Annotated in this window: 17 protein-coding genes; 3 read left to right on the top strand and 14 right to left on the bottom strand. The window is 43.0% G+C overall.

The features are described 5' to 3' along the window. Positions 1-37 precede the first annotated feature (37 nt). From NBH14_RS24615 to NBH14_RS24585, 7 genes are all read right to left on the bottom strand, one after another. On the bottom strand, positions 38-1,216 hold the full coding sequence (locus NBH14_RS24615; RefSeq protein WP_186958524.1) for a sialidase family protein: 1,179 nt from the start codon (positions 1,214-1,216) through the stop codon (positions 38-40). A gap of 83 nt (positions 1,217-1,299) precedes the next feature. Beyond that, positions 1,300-2,802 carry a RagB/SusD family nutrient uptake outer membrane protein gene (locus NBH14_RS24610; protein ID WP_186958525.1) on the bottom strand — a complete coding sequence of 501 codons (1,503 nt, stop codon included), beginning with the start codon at positions 2,800-2,802 and terminating at the stop codon, positions 1,300-1,302. Positions 2,803-2,814: 12 nt separating this feature from the next. Further along, on the bottom strand, positions 2,815-5,946 hold the full coding sequence (locus NBH14_RS24605) for a SusC/RagA family TonB-linked outer membrane protein (RefSeq protein WP_250817824.1): 3,132 nt from the start codon (positions 5,944-5,946) through the stop codon (positions 2,815-2,817). 511 nt (positions 5,947-6,457) lie between these two features. Beyond that, entirely contained in the window at positions 6,458-7,465 is a 1,008-nt protein-coding gene (locus NBH14_RS24600) for a FecR family protein (protein WP_186958527.1), read from the bottom strand. 85 nt (positions 7,466-7,550) lie between these two features. Beyond that, positions 7,551-8,123, bottom strand: a complete 573-nt coding sequence (locus NBH14_RS24595; protein WP_186958528.1) for an RNA polymerase sigma factor — start codon at positions 8,121-8,123, stop codon at positions 7,551-7,553. 175 nt (positions 8,124-8,298) lie between these two features. Beyond that, the gene (locus NBH14_RS24590; RefSeq protein WP_186958529.1) at positions 8,299-11,541 is read right to left on the bottom strand and encodes a S41 family peptidase; all 3,243 of its coding nucleotides are present in this window, start codon (positions 11,539-11,541) and stop codon (positions 8,299-8,301) included. Between the two features lie 130 nt (positions 11,542-11,671). Next, positions 11,672-12,337 carry an MIP family channel protein gene (locus NBH14_RS24585; protein WP_186958530.1) on the bottom strand — a complete coding sequence of 222 codons (666 nt, stop codon included), beginning with the start codon at positions 12,335-12,337 and terminating at the stop codon, positions 11,672-11,674. Positions 12,338-12,605: 268 nt separating this feature from the next. Here NBH14_RS24585 and NBH14_RS24580 point away from each other — a divergent pair, with 268 nt between their 5' ends. Continuing rightward, positions 12,606-15,890: a S41 family peptidase gene (locus NBH14_RS24580; protein WP_186958531.1), complete on the top strand. Its 3,285-nt coding sequence runs from the start codon at positions 12,606-12,608 to the stop codon at positions 15,888-15,890. Between the two features lie 116 nt (positions 15,891-16,006). Here NBH14_RS24580 and NBH14_RS24575 read toward each other — a convergent pair whose 3' ends face one another. From NBH14_RS24575 to NBH14_RS24555, 5 genes are all read right to left on the bottom strand, one after another. Further along, positions 16,007-16,603 (bottom strand): restriction endonuclease subunit S domain-containing protein, encoded by a 597-nt coding sequence (locus NBH14_RS24575; RefSeq protein ID WP_186958532.1) that lies wholly within the window; start codon positions 16,601-16,603, stop codon positions 16,007-16,009. Positions 16,604-16,639: 36 nt separating this feature from the next. Beyond that, positions 16,640-17,266, bottom strand: a complete 627-nt coding sequence (locus NBH14_RS24570) for a LysO family transporter (protein WP_186958533.1) — start codon at positions 17,264-17,266, stop codon at positions 16,640-16,642. Then, positions 17,263-17,541 (bottom strand): LysO family transporter, encoded by a 279-nt coding sequence (locus NBH14_RS24565; protein WP_007655885.1) that lies wholly within the window; start codon positions 17,539-17,541, stop codon positions 17,263-17,265. The genes NBH14_RS24570 and NBH14_RS24565 overlap by 4 nt, the downstream gene beginning before the upstream one ends. A gap of 80 nt (positions 17,542-17,621) precedes the next feature. Continuing rightward, positions 17,622-17,942 (bottom strand): PG0215 family putative anti-sigma factor, encoded by a 321-nt coding sequence (locus tag NBH14_RS24560; RefSeq protein ID WP_128134000.1) that lies wholly within the window; start codon positions 17,940-17,942, stop codon positions 17,622-17,624. Positions 17,943-17,960: 18 nt separating this feature from the next. Beyond that, positions 17,961-18,215, bottom strand: a complete 255-nt coding sequence (locus tag NBH14_RS24555; protein ID WP_007655888.1) for a sigma factor — start codon at positions 18,213-18,215, stop codon at positions 17,961-17,963. 166 nt (positions 18,216-18,381) lie between these two features. On the opposite strand from NBH14_RS24555, the gene NBH14_RS24550 reads away from it, so the two are divergent. Both NBH14_RS24550 and NBH14_RS24545 read left to right on the top strand, forming a co-directional pair. Further along, a complete protein-coding gene (locus NBH14_RS24550) occupies positions 18,382-20,640 on the top strand; it encodes a GH92 family glycosyl hydrolase (protein WP_186958534.1) in 2,259 nt (752 codons plus the stop codon). Between the two features lie 10 nt (positions 20,641-20,650). Next, positions 20,651-20,971 carry a YbjQ family protein gene (locus NBH14_RS24545; protein ID WP_010801405.1) on the top strand — a complete coding sequence of 107 codons (321 nt, stop codon included), beginning with the start codon at positions 20,651-20,653 and terminating at the stop codon, positions 20,969-20,971. Positions 20,972-21,007: 36 nt separating this feature from the next. Here the strand turns inward: NBH14_RS24545 and NBH14_RS24540 are convergent, their stop codons facing one another. Continuing rightward, positions 21,008-21,817, bottom strand: a complete 810-nt coding sequence (locus NBH14_RS24540) for an alpha/beta hydrolase (protein WP_186958535.1) — start codon at positions 21,815-21,817, stop codon at positions 21,008-21,010. Further along, a partial coding sequence (locus NBH14_RS24535; protein ID WP_250817823.1) for a hypothetical protein occupies positions 21,771-21,983 on the bottom strand: 213 nt, incomplete at its 5' end. The genes NBH14_RS24535 and NBH14_RS24540, both read right to left, overlap by 47 nt.

Raw genomic sequence — 21,983 nt, 5'->3', positions numbered from 1 at the left:
CCTCTCCCCCTCTTAATTTAAGCAGAAAATCAATATGCTATTTTTTCTTTGGGTCTACTTCCAGGATCGTACCTCCTATATAACGCTGACCGTCGTCTCTCGTTATATAGTAAACGACCAACACTCTGTTGTTATCCAGTACGACCGGCCACGAATAGCCCACGTCTGTACCAGGCCCGTTATCATCACGAAGCACGATTTCCTCTGCGGTTGCAAAGTCCGTACATTCTGCATTTAAAATCCGGGCCCGTACGCCACAGGGTTTCTCCCGGTAACCGTATGTCAGAAACACGCGATCGTCCGGTAGCCTTACAGCCGCCAGTGGATGTCCGTAAAAACCCATAGGTTGCCATTTGAACGTTTTTCCACCGTCTGTAGAGCGAGCGATGCAGGCCCGTGTTTCCGGGTTCTCGGTACGTATGAATGCGACTATATCACCTTTCGGTGTTTCATAAACTGAAGCTTCATTAAAGATGAATTTCTCATGAGCCGCCACGATACTTGCGTATTGCCAGGTCAGCCCTTTATCGTCCGAATAAAGCAGATGATTAGATGTTTTTGTAAGCGGGTAATCATCCATGGCTGCTACTACCCAAAAAATTCTTCCACTTTTACCTTCATACAAGGCACCTCTGTTATAAGCTGATAACGGGTTTCCCATTGGGTCTTTATAAATTCCATCTTTCACTGCGGTAGGATAGATCGGTCCTTCCCATGTCTTGCCATTATCAAAAGAACGCATAATATACCCCCCCATGGCTACCCATCCTCCTTCGTGGTAAACAGGTTGTTTCAACTTCGCTATCGCATCCTCTCTGAGGTGTGTCCAACCGTAACTCGTACAAAGCAACGTTCCGTCTCTCAGTTTCAACAGACAGGGATCCTGGGATCCGCCAAAAGGATGTGCATAAATTAATTCGGGATTTTTTGTCCAAGTTTCACCATCTTTGGAGCGGACCATCACTAAATAACTATTCAAATCGGTATGCGTCGGATATGGTTCTCCCAACATAACCCTGTTGGGTGCACGACGAAAAGCGACCAGATAGTCATCACCGCTTTTTACAACAGAAGGAAATGCGACGTAAAACTGCGGGTCGTCGTATACAACCACATCTTTTATTTTTCGTACTCCCGACTGTTTACTCAGATCTTTTGCCAGCATATTGCCTGAAAAATAGGATAAGGCAAATAGTATTACTAGAAATATTCTCATCTTTTTAGTATTTGTTTTGTATTATAGACTTCAATAATAAAATTTTGTACTCAATTTATATTTGAGAATTTTATTATTATGAGTTAGTCATCATATCCCGGGTTTTGTTTTACCATGGGTTCTTTACTCAACAAATCATCACTTATAGGGAATAATTTCAGATAATCTTTTCCTTTCTTATTCTGAAGAGACGGAACTAAATCGAACACTTTGTCAAAACGTAATAAATCCCACCATCTTTTACATTCAAAGGCAAACTCCAACAAGCGTTCTTTCAGAATCACTTCATCATTATATTCTTTTGAACCGCTGACAAAAATATGTTTGTCAAAATTCTCTCCATAAGCTCTTTTTCTTATCTGGTTAATTTCATCGGAAGGATCCATACCCAGAGCATTTTTCGCTTCCGCCATCATCAACAAGACATCTGCATACCGATAAAGAATAACATGGCTCATAAAGTATCTGTGCCCGGCTTCAACCAATCCTTTACCCTTCATACACACGCTTTGATAATATGCCCGGTTACCGTCCTCATCATAGGTATATATTTCATATAACGTGCTAGCCTTTCGGGTATCATCGGGATCATAAGAATCGATCAGTAATTTCGTCGGGGCAGTAAGTGACTGTCCACCACCTGTTGGGAAAATCGTGTTTTTCGTTTCCTCATCAATATTCCCCGGAACGCCAGCCTGAATGATCCAGGTATGCCAATAAAAGTTATGATTTCTCTCGTCCTTCTGATAATGAGCACAAAACAGAAGTTCCGAGTTGAACTTATTACCAACATCAAATATTTTACTGAAATCAGCAATCAAATCAACTCCCGGTTGTTTAACTTCCTTCAAAGCATTCAAAGCAATTGTGAAATCCTTTTCCCCTCCGTTCAGCCGTTTTCCCGTCCAAAGATAAACATCACCTTTTAAAGCATTTGCCGCAGGTTTATTCCAATAGATTCTTCCGCTGGCAGGCGCACCGCTATTAGGATGGTCGGCAAACAATTCAATCGATTTATCAATATCACTTTTGATAAGTGTAAATACTTCTCCGACAGATGATCTCTCTTTATAAAGCACTTTAGGGTCTGTTCCCTCTACCGGTTCAGTACGGATAATCAAGTCTCCCCAGGAACGAGCCATTACATAATATGCATAAGCTCTCATCACATAAGCTTGTGCCAAATAATAGTTTTTATCTGCTTGGGAGTTAAAATTGATGCCATCCGCATATTTAATAATCAAGTTACACGAATTTATCAACGAATAGAAGGGTTTCCAAGAGGCTCCAACCGTTGCGGAAGTAAGCGTATTATTAAAATAAATATCATATCCACCGCTACTGCCTGCTGCATTCAAACCGGATGTTTCGGCACGGGATTCGCCCAATAAAAACAATTCTTCGTCAACCTCTCTCAAGTAGGTATACATTCCCTGAATTGCAGCCTTGACATCTTCTTCTGTTTTCCAAAATGAATTGCCACTGATAACACTTGGTAGTTCTACATCCAGCACATCACAACTTACTAATGAAGTAAACAAGACGGCTATTATTGCGTTTCTAATTATTCTGATTCTATTTTTCATAACGTCATGTTTTTAAAATGTAAGATTAGCTGAAAAAGTCACGTTTCTAGGCATTGCATAGCGTCCGTCGTCGGTTCCACCATCCTCGGGATTCAAGCCTTTATAACTCGTAATGTATAAAAGGTTACTACCTGTTACAGATACACGGACGTTACTGATTCTCGCTTTTTTAAATATTTCAGGCAAGAAAGAGTAAGAAAGAGTCACCTCACGGAAGCACAAGAAATTACCCTTTTCGTAATACATCGATCCAGGTCTTGCACCCGTTGCATTACACTGTGTAAAATTACCTCTGTAGAAGCGAGGATAATCCGTCACATCTCCTTGCTGTTTCCAGGAATATTTTACAACATCTTGCGTCATATTGTTGTCTCCGAACAAACTGTAATCCAAAAACATCCTCGCCCAATTATAAATCGTATGTCCGGCTGTATAGTCTGCCCTTACATAGAAGTCGAAACCGCTGAACGACAAATTACTGGAAACACCACCCGTCCATTTCGGATATTGATTTCCCACATATATCCGGTCTTTCGAATCGATCTTACCGTCACCGTCTGCATCCAACCAATTTACATCACCTCCGAACTTTGTTCTGTCTTCAATAGTTATAAGCATGTCTTGCGGAGCTTTGGCAGCCTCTTCATCGGTTGAATAAATACCTAATTGTTTATATCCGAACATATCCCCCATAGTTCCTCCTTCCTGCAAGCCACCTTGCCAGGTATGTTGATTTTTTGATGCATCCCATACATATTCACCTCCGATACGATTGTTTTCCACACCATTTTCCGGTAACTCCAAAATCTTGTTCTTTACTCTTGATGCATTAAACCCGATCGTCCAACTGCCATCTTTCCCAAAACGGAGTACTTCGGCATTGATTTCCAGTTCTACACCTTTATTTTCGAGGCTTCCCAAATTAGTATAAACATCCCCCAGACCTGTAGATGGCGGTAACGTAAACATTGTAATCAAATGATCGGTCTTCCTTCTAAAATAATCAGCCGTAATATTCAGTCGGCTATTCAAGAATTTAAAATCACCACCGATGTCGAATGTCTTCGAACGTTCCCATTTCACATCATCATTTGCCGGGTAACTGATACGGATAGCGGGATTTCCAAAAAATGTTTGTCCCACACTATAATTACCGTCGGCAGCCCAATCGGCAAGTCCATTGATATTACCGTTCACACCATAGCTGGCACGCAATTTGGCCTTCACAATTTTCTTCAATCCGTCCGGGTAGAAATTCTCCTGATCAATATGCCAACCTCCCGAAACTCCGGGAAAGAATCCATATCTATTATTACGTCCCAAATTAGAGGCTCCATCATAACGGGCGCTAAAAGATAACAGGTATTTGTTTTTGTAATTGTAATTAATTCTACCGAAATATCCCATCATCTTATGCGTAGAACTCGAACTTGAAGCCGCAGTCCTTTCCGCAATACCGTTCACAGTCGTAATATTATCCGTAGCCCCACCTCTACCAGCAGCCGTAATTGCATCGATAATACGTTCAGTATAATTTAATCCCAGCATAGCAGAAAAATGGTGATCCTCCCAAAATGTCCTCGTATAATCCAATACGGCATCCGCCTGGTAATGAGACCATTCATTATGATTAGCAGAAGCTTCTCTTGTCTTTACCTGTTGATTCGGTCCATTCCAATATGCCGGCATAAAACGATTTTTATCCGTATTCGTTTTATACAGGGCTATTTGAGGTTTGAAAGAAAGCCCCGGTAATATCGTCCAATCCGCCCCCAGAGATAGCGTATAGTTCTCCGATTTATCCGTATATTTCGCAATTGACATGGAATATAACGGATTACTCATACCCCATTGTGAACCGGGAGCATACGAGCCATCTTCAAAATAAATCTTGGCAGTCGGAGCCAAACTGGCATTTCTATAAAACGAAACAGCAGAGTTAAAAGGCGACGTGTGAGTTCTTGTATTAGAATAATACACTCTTCCTGTAACGTTCAAATTATCCAAAACCTTTACTTCACCATTAATATTGAAAGAAAAACGATTATAATCCGTTGCACGTAAAGTACCTTCGTTTTTCAGATAACCTATACCGGCCAAGAATTTTGCCCGTTCGGAACTACCACTCACTTCTGCATGATGATTATGGGAAAAGCCGGTGCGATAAGCCAAATCCGACATTTTATTATCTTGGAATATCAACGTCTGAGAAGGATCTATGGGGTCCGGCATGCTTATCCAACCCTCATTCAGTTTATGTCTGTTCGAATCATTCAGATACTGTGTTGTGAATGCTGTTTGATTCGTTAAATTATTTCCCGTACCATAGCCTTTTGCCAGTCCTAATTCACTGGTTGCATCCGGGAATTTATCCTGCATGACCATACCTGTACGATGCAAAGTCAAATAATCTTTAGCATTCGCCATTTCATATTTTTTTCCTATAGTCGATATGGTAAAGTCATATGAATAAGAAACCGAAGCTTTACCAGCCTTAGCCGACTTAGTCGTTACAATAACAACACCGTTCGATCCTTTTGCTCCATAAATAGAAGTAGACGCAGCATCTTTCAATACTTGTATGGATTCGATATCATTGCTTGACAAATGATTGATGTCATCACGAGTAATGCCGTCGACCACATATAAAGGAGCAGCCCCGTCCGGATTTTGAATAGAAGTACCACCACGTACAACAATACGGGGTGCCTCACCGGGTTGTCCAGAAGTACTTTGTACCCTCACTCCGGAAACAGCCCCTTGCAGAGCAGATGCCAGATTACCATAAGGCACGTTTTCCAGCACTTTATTATCAACCTTTGAAACTGACGTCGTCAACAATTCACGTGATTGCGTACCATATCCGATAACGACAACTTCATCCAAAGCCTGAAGATTTTCCTTTAGAGTAATATTAAACCGGTTTTTCCCTCTAACGGATATTTCCTGACCGTCATATCCGATATAGGAAACGAGCAAACTACTATTATTGCCTACTTTGAAAGAGAATCGACCATTCATATCCGTAATAGTTCCATTGGTCGTTCCTTTCTCCGAAATATTGACACCGATAACAGGTTCGCCCCTTTCATCAACGACAACTCCGCTAACTTCTTTTTTTTCTGTCGATTTCGGAGTTTGCATAGAAGAAACAGTTATCAGAATCTTATTACCCGATATCTGATATTGAAGATGTCGTTTCGATAGAATATCAGTTAATACACTTTCTAGTGATCGTTCTTTCACTGATACTGTAACAAGGGCTTTTCCCGCAAGATCAGCATCCCGATAAGAAAAACGGTAAGTTGATTGCTTTTCTATTTCCTGAAAAAGACGAGGCAATGTGACATTCTTTAGTTTCAGGTTAACATTACCTGTTTGCGCATTCGCTGGTATAGTTGTTAAAAAGATAAAACTTAGTACAAGTAACAAGTTTGTTACACAAAAATTCGTACTTTTACGTCTTAACTTAATTAAGTGTTGAATAATATTCATAATAAAAAATTTAAAGTTGACTTTTAGTTTTTTACTGCTATGCTATCACATAGCTTCGCGAAACTGAATTCGACGATTTATCCGGAGAGCCTGCCCGCTTTCCGGATATTTTTTCCCTTTCCTATGTTTTCATAATTCTTATTTTTTTAAGGTTAACACTCTATTTATTTGTCGCAAAAAGTTGAACTTCATTCCCTTTTATTTTGTAATCAAAACCATAGTGCACTTTCAATATATCTATAACCTCTTCAATCTCTTCCTTATCAAACACACCGGTATAGGTATCCTTAACAAGTGAGGAATCCATAATTTCAAAAGAGACACCATATTTCCGCCCTATTCTCTTTAATACTGCATCCATCGGTTCCGATCTAAACACTAATTCTTTACTTACCCAGGCTGTTTCCAATACATTCGAAGTCGTTATTTTCTTCATTGTCCCCGTTTTTTTATCATAAATTACTTTCTCATTTGGAACCACATTCAGTCTCTCAAAAGGAGGACAAACAGAAGAAACAGTCACACTCCCCTGCACTAATGCCATTTCCAATATATCCTTATTTGAATAAGCATATACATTGAACGAAGTCCCTGTTACTTCAATATCCATAAATTCGGTATTCACTACAAATTTCTTTTGCACGTCTTTTTGCACATCAAAATATCCTTCACCGGAAAGAGATACACGCCGGTCTTTTTTCCCAAAATCCTGTTTATAAGAAAGTATAGATTCTGAATTAAGCTTTACAGCCGTTCCATCCGGTAAAGTAATTGAAACTCGCTCTCCTTTTCCGACTTTAACTTCCATGATCCGGTCCGCTAACTGAGTAATTTCACGGTTATCTACATATAAATAAACTGACAAACTTCCCATAATCAGAAATGCTATAGCTGCAGCAATTTGTCGCCAGTTAAATTTTCGAACTTTAGAAGCAGGTATTATATTCACCTCTTGCCGGATACGAACCAATAAACTTTGGGCATCTTCAGACGATAAACTTCCGTTATTATCCCAACTATTCCAACTATCAAACAATACAGGGAAAAGTTCCTCATCCGAATGATTATTGATTTCTTTCCTGAGTTCACGAAATTCTTCCCGACTAATTTGTTCAGTCTGATATTTCGTTAACCAATCTTTCAAATTTCTATATAATGATGTACTCATAAACTGGAAATTTCGTTCGTTTATGAGTAATATCCTGAAAGGTTAAATTTATAACATACGCTTCTGCATGCTATAAAACATATTTTCAGAAATAAATCGTGAAAAGTATAAATAAATAGGAATAGTTGGATAATTCGTTGCGCAACACTTTCAATGCGGCAGAAAGTTGGTTACGCACCACTTGCTCCGTTATAGATAGCCGGGAAGCGATTTCTGTAACGGAAAGATTATATTCCTTATTCAAAACAAAGATTTCCCTTTGCCGGGGTGTCAGTTTCTGCTTGGCAGCTTCCAACTCTTTTAGAAAAAGGTCGAAATCATATTTAGCTTCTACGTCATCAGTCGAAATAAGTTCTTTTTTAAAGTCCAGATAATCCTCCATCTGCGGATGATTCAATTGACGGCGAAGTTCTTTCAATAAAAAATGATAGGAAATAGTAAATAAATAAGCCTTAAAAGAGGCATCCGGATTAATACCCGTTCTATTAGACCAGATCTTTACAAATGTTTCCTGTACGACATCTTTCGCCGCACTGTCTGATTTCAAATATGAGAATGCAAAATGGTACAGTCTGGAGGCCCATAGGTTATACAGAGTATTAAAACTAAACTCTGATCCTTCGGTTAACTCTTTCAATAATCTCCTTTCCTCTAACATGCTTTCCCCATTTCCTTATTAATGGTCACAAATATATGAAATAATAAACTTTATTCATCGCAAATCAAATTATTGCATATTCTTCGTATTAGAGAAAAAGCGATTTGCGCCTGTAAATAAAGAAAGGATACCCCATGTGTGAGATATCCTTTCTATATATATTGAAAGATTTACATTACTTGCTGAAATCCCTCGGAGCCGGAACCGGAGCCAACGGTTTACGGTTCTGAAGATCTTTCATTACTTCTTCGATTGCCTTGTTCAGCTGCTGGTCTTCGCCATTCCATTCCTTTACCGGATCATTGTCGATCAGGATATCCGGGTCAACACCGTGGTTTTCGATAATCCACTGCCCCGTCTTCGGATCATAGCTGGTGAAGAAAGGTACACGGATATCTGTTCCGTCCATGTAAGGCAGTGGGCCGCTAATGCCGACGATACCACCCCAGGTACGGGTTCCAATCAGCTTACCCAGTCCCAAAGCACGGAATCCCCAGGGGAACAGGTCGCCATCCGATGCAGAATATTTATTGATCAAACAAACCTTCGGACCCACCTGTACGGCATCCGGAACAGTACCGATATGGTTCGAACCACGACGCATGGTCAGACGATACGGTTCACGGGAAAGACGTTCCAGAATCATCGGAGATACATTTCCACCACCATTGGCACGGTCGTCGATGATCAGACCTTCTTTATCCAACTGCGGATAAAAATAACGGGCAAATTCATTCAAACCGTCTACGCCCATATCCGGAATATAGATATATCCCACACGGCCGTTAGTCGCTTTATCCACTTTCTTGATATTATCCTGTACCCAGTTGTAATGATACAACGAATATTCTTCAGCCAACGGACTGATCACAATTTTACGAGCTCCCCCCAATTCAGGCTTGCTGTTCAATGAAAGTTCTGTCGGGATACCGGCTTTACCAACCAACAAAGAATACATATCCTTTACACTGTTAGTCGGAATCCCGTCGATAGCCACGATAAACTCTCCGGCTTTCGCCTCGATACCCGGCTCTGTCAACGGAGAACGCAGGTCTTTACTCCAGGATGCTCCCGGTAATATCTTTTCCAGACGGAAGAATCCACTCTTGTCACGTGAAATCTCAGCACCCAACAGACCAGTCTGCACACGCTCCGGACGATCCAGTTCACCCGGATTCACATAAGCATGGCCGCAATTCAGTTCGCCAATCATTTCACCGATCACATAATTCAGATCCAGACGAGTCTTCACGTAAGGAAGAAGAACGGCATATTTTTCTTTGATCGCTTTCCAGTCCACGCCATGCATGTTCTCCACATAGAAACCATCACGGTAAGCACGCCATGCCTCATCGAATATTTGTGCCCATTCTTTCGGATAATCCACCGTAATCTTCATATTGGAAAGATCGACAGCATTACTCAGATCAACACTGCCGGAAGGTATGTCGGTCACATAGATCTGTCCTCCTTTATAGAAAAGAGCCTTTTTACTTCCCGGTGTAACAGACATGGAGGCTCCGTCAGCAACAGTTTCTTCCTTTTGCTTTTTCAAATCGTACACTTTTGCTCCGCCGCGACCATAATACCAGATTTTTTCACCATCCGAATAAAAACCGCCATAGTAAGAGCCCGGTAAAGGAAGTTTGATAATACGATCGGTTATACCTTCCTGATCAATCTTTACAACGGTTTCTGCCGAAACATCTTTCTTATCTTTATCTTCTTTCTTTTTATCCTCTTTCTTAGCCGTCTCTTCTTTAGCAACTTTTACTTCGGCATCTTTCTGAAGGAATGGAGAAGGAGTATCTTTTTGAAGCAACGCCAGATAAACACCACCCATATTATTATAAACATGGTTCCATTCCAAAGAGCCATAAGTCGGATTAAAGTCACGTGAAGAGGCGAAGATCAAGTATTTTCCGTCTGTACTAAAGGCAGGAGAATGAGAGTCGTACCATTTATCCGTAACTGGATATTCCTTACGTGCAGCAATATCATAAACATACACCATACTTACTTGGTTTTCCGCCGGACGGCTATAAGTCAACCATTTACTATCCGGTGAGAAGGTTACGTCACGTATCTCTGCCATCGGGTTCTGAAACAATACGGTTGTTTTCTTTCCAGCTACATCAAGCAGGTTTACCCGGTTCTTACGATCGGTATAAACAATTGATTTTGAATCGGGACTCCATTCAAAAGAACGGATATAAGTATCGTTATCTTTTGTCAATTGAACAGGTTCACCACCAGTGGCATCCTGAAGGTAAAGTTCTGTTTCGCCCGTACTATCCGAAATATAAACAATATATTTTCCATCAGGCGACCATTGGGCTTCACGGTCATGCTGTCCGGGCGAACGGGTAATATTTTTTGTCACACCTTTCTCCACAGGCAGGTTGAAAACTTCACCACGTGTAGTTACTACCACACGTTCTCCATCAGGAGAAATACTAGCATTGGTAAGGTATGACGAACCATCCTTTATTTCACTACGGGCATAGATATTATCGGAAGTCAGTTTGATCTCTACTTTTTCCGGCTTTTTCGCCGTAGCATCCATTTTATAAATATAACCACCGTTCTCGAATACGATAGTCTTACCATTCGCACTAGGGAACTTTACATCATATTCTGTAAAATCAGTGACTTTGCTCGTTTGTTTCGTTTTTGTGTTATAAACAAAGATATTCATTGTCCGGTCGCGGTCAGAAAGGAAAAATATTTCATCACCTATCCACATCGGAATAATATCCTGAGCCACATTATCCGTTATATTTTCGACAGACTTCTTTTCCGGATTATAAATCCAGATATCGTCAGCCATACCTCCCTTATAATATTTCCAGGTACGGAATTCACGCATTACACGGTTGTAAGCCAACTGTTTTCCATCCGGAGAATAACTACAGAAACCACCTTCAGGCAAAGGTATAACTTCTGAAAGGCCTCCTTCTTTATCTACCGTATATAATTTACCGTCAAAGCCGCTGCTGATGCGGTTACGGTAAACAATACGACTGCCGTCGGGTGTCCAGGCAATCACGATATTGTTCGGCCCCATGCGGTCCCCCAGGTCATCACGTGCGTTAGTCGCCGTATAGGTTACACGCAAAGGTTCGCCTCCGGTAGAAGGAATAGTGAACACTTCCGTATTTCCATCATACTGTCCTGTAAAAGCAATTGTTTTACCATCAGGAGAAAAGCGGGGAAACATCTCATACCCGACATGCGAGGTCAGACGTTGAGCTTCACCTCCTTTTGCAGGAACTTTATAAAGATCGCCGGCATACGAGAAAACAATCTCATTACCGTTCGTCGCCGGGAAACGCAACAGGCGTGCATCATCCGCTGCCATCATCAAGGCAGAAACACCGGCTAAAGCGAGCAAGGAAAGAATAAGTTTCTTGTTCATGTTATATTTTAGTTTAGTCTACAGGCAAAGGTAAAAAATTACATGGTACGGCAATATCATTTTGTTAAAAGAAAAATCCCCGACAGTATAACCTGCCGGGGGAATAAAATATAAATATAATATATAAGGATTATGCTTCTTCCGTATCAATCCCTTTCCAGACGAATGCAGCGATAGCCGCTCCCAGGAATGGGGCTACGATAAACAACCATAATTGTGAGAGAGCTTCACCTCCCTGGAACAAAGCCGGACCGATACTACGTGCCGGATTCACCGATGTTCCGGTAATAGGAATACAAACAATATGGATCAAAACCAATGCTAAACCGATAGCGATACCGGCAAACTTGGTATTGGCACCTTTGGATGTTGAACCTAAAACCACCAGTAAGAAGATAAACGTAAAGACTGTTTCTGCCACAAAGGCCGGAACAAGATCATGGTAACCGTTTGCTCCGGTCAATGTTGTCGCCGAACCGGAATCTTTAGCCAAAATAAACAGGATGGACGAGCCGATGATCGCCCCGATCACCTGGAATATCATATACATTCCCGCATCTTTTCCTGAAATCCTTTTGGAGAGTAACATACCCAGCGTAATAGCCGGATTAATATGACAACCGGAAATCTTCCCGATCGTGTAAACCATCGTCAAAACGGCCAGCCCGAAGGCAAAAGCAACGCCCAACGTACCTACTGAAGAAAACGGTTGAATGGTTCCGGCAAATACTGCGCTACCACAACCCATCAGGACAAGTACCATCGTCCCGATCATTTCTGCTACATACTTTTTCATTAGTGACCTAAATTTGTTTTTAAATAGTATTTGTATAGGAATAAATAAACTATCTCGCCTTATTGACTATACTTCATTTATAAAACATTCGCTTATCTTGCTTTGTTTCGGCATTTTAGTTCCGTTTTTCGAACATAAAAAAGAGGAAGGAATACGATCTCTTGTCGTGCTGTTGAATTATATCCCCGGAACAGTTTTTATTAGGAATATGTTAAATATGACATTTGTATGAAAATAATCTCGTATTTTTACGGAAATTAATAAACGCATGAAAAAATTACTGATCTTAACATCGGCCCTCTTGCTGACAGGGTCCGCATTTGCAGAGAACGATCCGCTATGGATGCGTTATCCGGCAATATCTCCGAACGGGGAGATGATCGCCTTTACCTATAAAGGGGATATCTATACCGTTCCGACCACAGGTGGTAAAGCCACCCAGTTGACAACCCATCCGGCCCACGACACACGTCCGGTCTGGTCGCCCGACGGAAAACAGATCGCATTCGCTTCCGACCGCAACGGAAATTTCGATGTATTCATCATGAATAAAGAAGGAGGTGCCCCTACGCAATTGACCGTACATTCGGCAAACGAATATCCGGAAACATTCAGCGACAACGACCATGTCCTTTATTCAGCTTCTATCCAGCAGGATGTAAAAGACAGTCAGTTCCCTTCTTCCCTGTTCGCCCAGATATATCAGGTCGGCACCCAAGGAGGACGCCCGGAATTATTCTCCTCGCTGGCTATGGAAAATCTGGCATTCAGTAAAGACGGAAAACAGGTGTTGTATAACGATTCCAAAGGATATGAAGATCCCTGGCGTAAACACCACCAATCCTCCATTACCCGCGATATCTGGTTATGTACATTAGATAATGACCGTACATTCAAAAAGATTACCTCTTTCCGTGGAGAAGACCGCGATCCGGTATGGTCTCCGGACGGAAATGCCTTTTACTATCTGAGTGAAGAAAAAGGCAGTTTCAATATCTTTAAGAATGACCTGACCGGCAAGAGCGGCAAACAGATAACAAACCATACGACACACCCGGTCCGTTTCCTGACTTCCGACAAGAACGGGACTTTGTGCTATGGCTACGACGGTGAGATCTATACGGTTAAAGAAGGCGGACAACCCGCTAAGGTAAAGGTGAACATCATCTCCGACCAGACCGAGAATAATCTGATTCATCGCCTGATGTCGAACGGGGCAAACAGTATCGCTGTCTCTCCGAACGGGAAAGAGGTTGCCTTTATCGTACGAGGAGATGTATATGTTACATCGGTTGAATATGAAACAACCCGTCAGATCACCGATACGCCGCAGCAAGAGCGTAATATAGATTTCAGTCCTGACGGCCGTTCATTGGTTTACTCGGCTGAACGCGGCGAGACATGGGGCATTTATCAAAGCAGCCTGGTTCGTAAAGACGACAAATATTTTACTTACGCACAAGAGATCAAGGAAGAACCGCTGGTAGTTACCGACAAGACTTCTTTCCAGCCTACTTATTCTCCTGACGGTAAAGAAGTAGCATTCCTGGAAGACCGTACCACTTTACGCGTCATCAATTTGAAAAGCAAGCAAGTACGTACTGTCTTGGATGGTAAATACAATTATTCATATGCTGATGGCGACCAGACTTACCAATGGTCACCCGACAGTAAATGGTTCCTGGTGCAATATATCGCTATCGGCGGATGGAACAATAAGGATATTGCCCTGGTAAAGGCGGATGGCAGCGGAGATATTACCAACCTGACCGAAAGCGGATACTCTGATGGTGATCCGAAATGGGTGCTCGACGGTAAAGCCATGATCTGGTCGTCCGACCGTGCCGGTTACCGTAGCCACGGCAGTTGGGGTGCACAGGATGATACCTATATCATGTTTTTCGATGCCGAAGCATACGACAAATTCCGCCTGAGCAAGGAAGAACTTGCCCTGGCGGAAGATGAAGAAAAAGATAAGGACAAAGACAAGGATAAGAAAGACGGCAAAAAGGAGGATAAAAAGGATTCCAAAGCTAAAAAAGATGACAAGAAGAAAGATGATAAAGACAAGAAAGACGATGCGGACAAGCCTGTCGAACCATTGAAATTTGATCTGGAAAACCGTAAAGACCGCATCATTCGTCTGACTATCAACTCTTCAAATATGGGTGATGCCATACTGACACCGAAAGGAGACAAACTCTACTATTGTGCAGCTTTCGAAAGCGGTTACGACCTGTGGGAACGTAACTTCAAGGAAAATTCAACCAAAATACTGATAAAAGGTGTCGGTGGCGGAAGAATGTTTGCCGACAAGAAGGGTGAGAACCTGTTCCTGGTATCCGGTGGCCAGCTGAAAAAGGTGGAGATCAAAGACAGCAAAACCAAAGGTATCCCCTTCAAGGCTGAATTTTCTTATCGCCCGCCGCAGGAACGCGAATATATTTTCAATCATATATGGCGTCAGGTGGAAGATAAATTCTACGATCCGACTATCCACGGCATCGACTGGGAAGGATACAAAACAGCATATGCCCGTTACTTGCCGCATATCAACAACAATTACGACTTCCAGGAAATGTTGTCCGAACTGTTGGGCGAACTGAATGGTTCACATACCGGTGCCCGGTATTATTCATCGTCATCCGCTCCGGCTACAGCCTGCCTGGGTGCATTCTACGATAACAGCTATACCGGCGACGGATTAAAGATTGCCGAGATTATAGCCAAAGGGCCGTTGACATTAGCTGATACGAAGATCAAACCGGGTTGCATCATTGAAAAGATCAATGAGAAACCTATCAAGAGCGGTGAGAACTATTATCCGTTACTGAGCGGCAAAGCCGGAAAGAAAGTACTGTTGTCCGTCTACAACCCGGCAACAAAAGAACGTTTCGAAGAACAGGTGAAACCGATCTCTTACGGCGAACAGTCCAATCTGTTGTACAAACGCTGGGTAGAAAACTGCCGCAAAAAAGTGGATGAACTGTCCGGTGGCAAGATCGGATATGTACACGTTAAGGGCATGAACAGTGAAAGTTTCCGCGAAGTCTATTCCGAACTGCTGGGACGTTGCCGCAATAAGGAAGCAGTGATTGTAGATACCCGTCATAACGGCGGAGGCTGGTTGCACGACGACCTGGCAACCCTGTTGAGTGGTAAAGAGTACCAACGTTTCATGCCTCGCGGGCAGTACATCGGCAGCGATCCGTTCAACAAATGGCTGCAACCGTCGTGCGTACTGGTTTGCGAAGACAACTACTCGAATGCACATGGTTTCCCTTGGGTATACAAGACTCTGGGTATCGGTAAACTGATCGGTACTCCTGTCCCGGGAACCATGACTGCCGTATGGTGGGAATCACAGATCGACCCGTCCATCGTATTCGGTATTCCACAGGTAGGCGTTCAGGATATGCAGGGCAATTACCTGGAAAACCATGAACTGAAACCGGATATCGAAATCTACAACACTCCGGAATCGCAGTTGAAAGGTGAAGACCATCAACTGGAAGAAGCCGTGAAAGTTATGTTGCAGACGGTAAAGAAATAAGAATCAGAACATAAAAAAGGAGGTTGCATCAAAGTTTTTATTGATACAACCTCCTTCTTTTATACCCGTTTTATACCCGACAAACAGGTCGCTATTACAGATAAACAGAATAACGATTAATCCGGTATAGCCGTGCGGGAAGACCGAAAATCAAGTTTTTTGTATTTATCCTGCATTTCTTCGTCAGTTTTTTCCTTGTCGTTGGTGAAGAAAACGGGGGAGTTCTCGAAATGCCATGTTCCAACATAATTCAATGTATTTTCAGCGACAGTGAATTTGAACAGGACTAATTCATCGGGGCGTTGTTCTTTGCTTTTTATTTTCCGTTCGGTTTCCTGAATGGAATCTTCCCCCTTATAAATAGGTTCCATATAAGAACGGCCGCCATACCATTTGCTTTCGGTCCACCAATAATTCAAGATTGCATACGTTCCCGGTTCGATCAGGTAACAGAATTGATTTTCTTTCGAAGTCTTAAAGGTCGACTTCACCCGGAAGACAAGCACCTCGTTCGTTTCAATATTTATCAACCGGATATCCTGAGGATAACCGCCACTTTTGAATTTCTTCAGTCGCTGAACAAATTCACCGTAAAAAACAGCTTGTCCTACAGGGATAGGACCATCCGCAGCCGGCTTTTCCAGTCTTCGTGCCGGTTGAGCGGTTACACCGAATGAGACTATCAGCAATAGAACGATCAGTAAGTGTTTCATAAAAGCTCCTACTCTATTTGTTAATCAACAGCATTTTTATATTGAACAGAAAAAAGAGACAAAGAACGGTACCGTAAAATCGACCAGAATGCCGTGAAAGATAGAAACGAATACCAGATCCTTTCCTGAATAACGCGTAATAATCGGTAATGTTGTATCCATCGTCGTGGCACCACCGGCACAGATAGGAGCCAATCGTCCGAAATACTTGACAAAAAGGGGAGCTCCCAGCAAAGCCATAATCTCACGGATGATATTGGCGATCAATGCGATTGTTCCTAACTCCGTCGCCATCTGTACACCCAGCGACGCCTCTTTCAACTCCGTAATCAGGATAGAAGACAATGAGTAATAGGCAAAACCACTTCCTACCGCCAGGCAATCGAACACACTCCATTTTGTAATCAGTAAACTCACCAAAGCCGAGGCCGTCAGCGTCCCGATAATAGTAGCCAACGGAACCAGTAACAGCTTGGGACGGATACTGCACAATATATCTTTCAGCTTCTTATCACTCCCGATACTCAGCCCGACCTGAAACATCAGCAAGTAAAGCACATACATGGTGATATCGTTCTTAACGACCACCTCCGGCAGATACCCGCTCCACCCGAGAATACAGCCCAGCGCGAAGAAACCGACTACAATCAGGCTCCCTTTCATTCTCTCCTCCTTTCCTTAAAAAAGAAATGATAGACTCCCCAGGCGGCTAAAACACTTCCGGTCGTTCCGGCCAGAGCGATCAGGAAAGCCTGTCCGCCTAATGTTGTCAGGTTGTTTACAATAGCATCGTTGGCCCCCACCGAAATACCCAGCAGGAACAACAATAGCAGGATCGTATAAGAAATAGGTTTGCCTATCTTTTGCAGCAGTTCGACTTTGCGCAATAGATATCCTACGGCGATGCCTCCGAACATGATTCCGATTACCGTGAACATAGTTTGTTATTTTTCCGCAAAGGTAACAGAAAGAGCCTTGCAGAACAAATCCGCAAGGCTTCATATTAAACACAGCAACTTTACAACATAAAAGAAGATGTCAGCAAGAGGATTGTCAAAAGAACCAGTATGACCAGCCCCAATGCCGAAAAAGAATAAAATAGACGGAGGCGGCGTAGCTTTTTCTCCCGGGTGATCTGCTGTAACACCTTCAAGTCAAACTCTTTCCCTAAAGGCGGCAGTGTCTCTGCTCCTGGTGTCAGAAACCATGCCTTATAAGGACGCAACTCAGGCGGTAATGCGTCTGACGAGAAAAAGTGACGTAACTCCCGTTCTTCCTCAATGGTGGTCGCACATTCCCAGTATTTGTCTAATAACGATGTAATACGGTTATAATCCATATTATTTCTATAAAAGAGTTATCTGACGGTAAAACTTTCTGTCCGCTTCCGTTGCAAATTAATAGTATCCAGCGCCATATTACGTGTCACCATCAGGCAATAAGATGGAATGTCCTCTATCACAATCCAGGCGGCACGCTCTCCCCAGACCTTCAACATCACGTCCTGAACGATCTGTTCGGAACGCTCTGCATTTCCGGTGATCCTGTAAGCAACCCGCAACAGGTTGTCTTTTAAAGGCAATATCCTTGTTATGAACTCATCTGTTTTCATCTCTGTTATATTAGACGAGACAGCCCGGTAAAAGGTTGCAGTTTTTTGTGACTTTTTTCATTCATGAGAGGAAAAAGATCTGTATATAGTTCTTTTTCACTATATTTGTAGCTGTGCTAATTAAATAGTTTTAGTCCGCTAATTTTAAACTAAATCAAAATAAACAGTGAAGAAAACGATCTTATTCTTTCAGGCAGTTTTACTTTGCCTGCTGGTAGGATGCAAGCCGGCTCCCAACAGTGGGTTATTAAGTGACGAAATCAAGTATGTCGACCCGTTCATAGGAACCGGATTCCACGGACATACTTTCCCCGGTGCCACCCGCCCGTTTGCTATGGTACAGGTCAGTCCGGATACGCATATCATGGGCTGGGATGCCAGCAGCGGTTACCATTATGACGATCGCGAAATCTATGGGTTCAGTCATACGCACCTTTCCGGTACCGGTATCGGCGACCTGGGTGATGTGGCTCTATTGCCTTTCTCCGGAGGCGATTCGATCAAACCGGTCGGACTTTTTAATAAAGATACCGAAAAAGCGACTCCGGGTTATTACGCCGTACGTTTGGATAACTTCGGTGTAAACGTGGAGCTGACGAGTACTGACAAGGTCGGTTTTCATAAATATACTTACGATAATCCCAAAGACCGCCGTGTCATGCTCGACCTGGGACATATCCTGCAACCGAACTGGGGACACAAACTGGTAGATAACAGTTACCTGTTTGTTAACGACTCGACGGTAGAAGGTACGGTACGTACACAGGGATGGGCACATTTCCATTCGGTTTCTTACCGGATTACTTTCTCTGAGCCAATCGAAACCGTTTACCAATATATCGGGGGCAAATTACGTCAGGATTCTTTGTTCCTGCGCATCAATACGGAAGAAGACCTGAAATTCCATTATAAGTTCCCGGAAAAGGCGGAACCTCTGTACGTAAAGGTAGCCCTTTCCATGGTTGATACTGACGGAGCCGAAAAGAATCTGGAAGCAGAACTTCCGGGATGGGATTTCGAAGCGACCCGCATCAAATCGGCTGAAATATGGAACGATGCCCTGAACGCAATTGAAATTCAGAGCGCTGCCCCGACCGTAATGGTCAACTTCTATACGGCATTATATCATACGATGATCGCACCGTTCGCTTATCAGGACGTAGACGGCCGCTATCTGGGTATGGACAAAAAGGTGCATAAGGCGGAACCGGGATACGTTAATTATTCCGTATTCTCCCTGTGGGATACTTTCCGTGCCCTTCACCCGCTGATGACGATCATCAATCCGGAACTGGCTGCCGACTGGGGTAAAGTGTTAGTACAAGGATATAAAGAAGGTGGTATTCTTCCCAAATGGCCGTTGGCTTCAAGCTATACCGGCTGTATGGTCGGCTACCCGGCTGTATCTGTTCTGGCTGACCTGGTTTCCAAAGACCTGGCAGACGGTGACCTGAAAACATGGGCGGAAGCCGGTGCCCGTTCTTCCGTATACCGTGAAGACCTGGCAGAAAAGTTCAAAGGGACACGTGAGTTGGATCTGATTACCCTCCATCCGTACTTCAAAGAGAAATATGGCTTCGTTCCTGCCGACTCTGTTCCCGAATCCGTTTCATGGGGACTGGAAATGGCCTACGAAGACTGGTGTATCTCGCAGATCGCAGCCAAAGCGGGACTGGATTCATTGGCTCAGGCTTATGCTGCCAAAGGAGAATATTACAAACGTTATCTGGACCCGGAAACAAAGATGATGCGTCCGATCATGGGTGACGGCTCATTCCGTACACCGTTCAATCCGCGTTATTCGGCTCATATGAGAAGCGATTATACGGAAGGAAATGCTTTCCAGTGGAGTTTCTTTGCTCCGCACGATATGGACAACTTCATTGCTACGATCGGTGGCAAGAAAGAACTGGAAACACGTCTGGATACCTTGTTTACTACCTCTTCACAGGTTGACGGCGAACATGCATCCGGCGACATCACCGGCCTGATCGGTCAGTATGCCCACGGAAACGAACCGAGCCACCACATGGCTTACCTGTATAACTGGACAGATTCCCCATGGAAAGGTCAGGAACGTCTGGATTATATTATGCGCGAGTTCTATACAAACAAGCCTGACGGTATCATCGGGAATGAAGACTGCGGACAGATGTCAGCATGGTACGTAATGAGTGCCCTGGGATTCTATCAGGTTGCTCCCGGTATTCCGGTTTACACATTGGGCCGTCCGATGGTAGATCACGCCTTAATTCACGTAAAAGGCGGCATTTTCGAGATCGTGGTTAAAAACAACAGTCCGGAAAACAAATATATCCGGACGGTTACTTTGAATGGAAAGGAGCTCGAAACCCCGTTCTTCTCACATGCCGAAATGGCGAAAGGCGGCAAACTCGTATTTGAAATGACCAATACGCATCCATAAAAAGAAAATTATGTTACTGACTACAACAAACAACATCGAAGGGAAAAAGATTACCCAATATTACGGGATCGTTTCCGGTGAAACAATTATAGGAGCAAACGTATTCAAAGATTTCTTTGCCGGAATACGCGATATAGTAGGCGGACGAGCCGGTTCATATGAAAGCGTATTGCGTGAAGCAAAAGAAACGGCTTTACAGGAAATGAGCCAGCAGGCTGCACGAATGGGAGCCAATGCCGTTATTGCTGTCGATCTGGATTATGAAACTGTAGGAGGAAGTGGAAGCATGCTGATGGTTACAGCTGCCGGTACCGCAGTTCGATATGAATAAAATACGGATGGGGGATAAAAAGTCCCCCATCTGTTTCTATTCCCCTAAAATTCTTCTGACATGGTTCTTTAGTATATGAAAAGCCGGTGCCGCCATCGAGCCATGATCGTATCCATCCAATTCATAGATATAAGTCTCTTTATGCCCGGCCACCTTCATCATTCTCCAGAAATAAGCATTCTCTTCATAACGCCCCAACATTTCCATTTCGCGGTCGCCTGATACAATAATCAAAGGAGGAGCATCCGGACGCACATAATAAAGCGGAGCATATTCATCGATACTAGGTTGCGTTTCTTTCATGCCCAAAGACTCCCTATAAGCAAAATGGCTGATAGCGTGCCCACTAAAAGGTATTAATGCAGCGATAGAATCAGCATCTATAGAATAGACCTGAAGCCATTTCTTATCCAATCCGATCATATTGGTCAAATAACCACCGGCAGAGTGGCCTGAAACAAATATCCGTTGCCGGCTACCTCCGTATTTCTCTATCGTTTTAAAAGTCCAAGCTACCGCAGCTGCTGCATCATCAATACAGTCTTTAATACTGCACTTCGGTAATAAGCGGTAGTTTACAGCAATAACAGCCAAACCACAGTTCTTCAACTCTTCCGGGATAAATTTACTTCCACCGGATAAACCACCTCCGTGGAACCAAACAACCGTCCCGAAGTCCTTCCCGTTTTCAGGATAATAGACATCCAGCTTGCAACGTTCCAGACCATACGGGTCACCTGTAGTCCGGTAAGGGATATCTTTTACTACAGCATAATTAATACTCTCCTGTGCAGAAAGACTAGCGGAGATAAAAAAGAAAACAAATAAGATATAAGACTTGATCATAAAGCATTGATTTTTGGACAAAGATAAACGATTTATCTAAATGCAAAAAGGAACCAACCTTACGATTGATTCCTTTCATTTGTTTGGAGTCTGTGACTCTAAAACGGCGGCTATCTACTCTCCCACTTTTACGCAGTACCATCGACGTGGTTGGGCTTAACTTCTC

It is taken from the genome of Parabacteroides caecihominis, from assembly GCF_023656785.1.
GTDB lineage: Bacteria > Bacteroidota > Bacteroidia > Bacteroidales > Tannerellaceae > Parabacteroides > Parabacteroides segnis.
The sequence above is the reverse complement of the archived record's forward strand: the minus strand, read 5'-3'. Positions and strand labels throughout refer to the sequence as shown.

Excerpts from the sequence above, each read along its gene's own strand:
- NBH14_RS24600 (WP_186958527.1), bottom strand. The coding sequence starts at position 7,465 with ATGAGTACATCATTATATAGAAATTTGAAAGATTGGTTAACGAAATAT.
- NBH14_RS24565 (WP_007655885.1), bottom strand. The coding sequence starts at position 17,541 with ATGTTCACGGTAATCGGAATCATGTTCGGAGGCATCGCCGTAGGATAT.
- NBH14_RS24555 (WP_007655888.1), bottom strand. The coding sequence starts at position 18,215 with ATGAAAACAGATGAGTTCATAACAAGGATATTGCCTTTAAAAGACAAC.
- NBH14_RS24560 (WP_128134000.1), bottom strand. The coding sequence starts at position 17,942 with ATGGATTATAACCGTATTACATCGTTATTAGACAAATACTGGGAATGT.
- NBH14_RS24595 (WP_186958528.1), bottom strand. The coding sequence starts at position 8,123 with ATGTTAGAGGAAAGGAGATTATTGAAAGAGTTAACCGAAGGATCAGAG.
- NBH14_RS24570 (WP_186958533.1), bottom strand. The coding sequence starts at position 17,266 with ATGAAAGGGAGCCTGATTGTAGTCGGTTTCTTCGCGCTGGGCTGTATT.
- NBH14_RS24610 (WP_186958525.1), bottom strand. The coding sequence starts at position 2,802 with ATGAAAAATAGAATCAGAATAATTAGAAACGCAATAATAGCCGTCTTG.
- NBH14_RS24605 (WP_250817824.1), bottom strand. The coding sequence starts at position 5,946 with ATGCAAACTCCGAAATCGACAGAAAAAAAAGAAGTTAGCGGAGTTGTC.
- NBH14_RS24575 (WP_186958532.1), bottom strand. The coding sequence starts at position 16,603 with ATGAAACACTTACTGATCGTTCTATTGCTGATAGTCTCATTCGGTGTA.
- NBH14_RS24580 (WP_186958531.1), top strand. The coding sequence starts at position 12,606 with ATGAAAAAATTACTGATCTTAACATCGGCCCTCTTGCTGACAGGGTCC.
- NBH14_RS24585 (WP_186958530.1), bottom strand. The coding sequence starts at position 12,337 with ATGAAAAAGTATGTAGCAGAAATGATCGGGACGATGGTACTTGTCCTG.
- NBH14_RS24615 (WP_186958524.1), bottom strand. The coding sequence starts at position 1,216 with ATGAGAATATTTCTAGTAATACTATTTGCCTTATCCTATTTTTCAGGC.
- NBH14_RS24590 (WP_186958529.1), bottom strand. The coding sequence starts at position 11,541 with ATGAACAAGAAACTTATTCTTTCCTTGCTCGCTTTAGCCGGTGTTTCT.
- NBH14_RS24540 (WP_186958535.1), bottom strand. The coding sequence starts at position 21,817 with ATGATCAAGTCTTATATCTTATTTGTTTTCTTTTTTATCTCCGCTAGT.
- NBH14_RS24545 (WP_010801405.1), top strand. The coding sequence starts at position 20,651 with ATGTTACTGACTACAACAAACAACATCGAAGGGAAAAAGATTACCCAA.